General features: G+C 75.2%; 1 pseudogene. It reads left to right on the top strand.

The features are described 5' to 3' along the window. A pseudogene (locus tag WDW90_RS39340) lies at window positions 1-274 on the top strand (hypothetical protein); the annotation flags it as partial.

Genomic DNA, 274 nt, shown 5'->3' with positions numbered 1-274 from the left:
CGGTGCTGTGGACGATGCGGGCGCTCAGAGCCTCGCTGAGCGGCTTCACGAGCGCCGGAGCGCCATCCGGGCCGGGATCGTGCCCGTGGGCGTCCCTGCGGGACGGATGAGCCTCTTTCCGCCTCGCAAGCGGCCGTCCTCGCCCGACCGGATCGCCTCCCGCGACAGGCGCCGCCTGCTGGCCTGCTCCGGCCCGATGCCGCCGGCCCTGGCTGCCCGCTTCACCACCGGGGAACTCGCCGTCCTGCGCATCGTCGCCGACGAGGTGGCCGAG

The organism is Methylobacterium nigriterrae (genome assembly GCF_037106235.1).
Lineage (GTDB): Bacteria > Pseudomonadota > Alphaproteobacteria > Rhizobiales > Beijerinckiaceae > Methylobacterium > Methylobacterium nigriterrae.
This window is presented reverse-complemented; position numbering and strand designations above follow the sequence as displayed.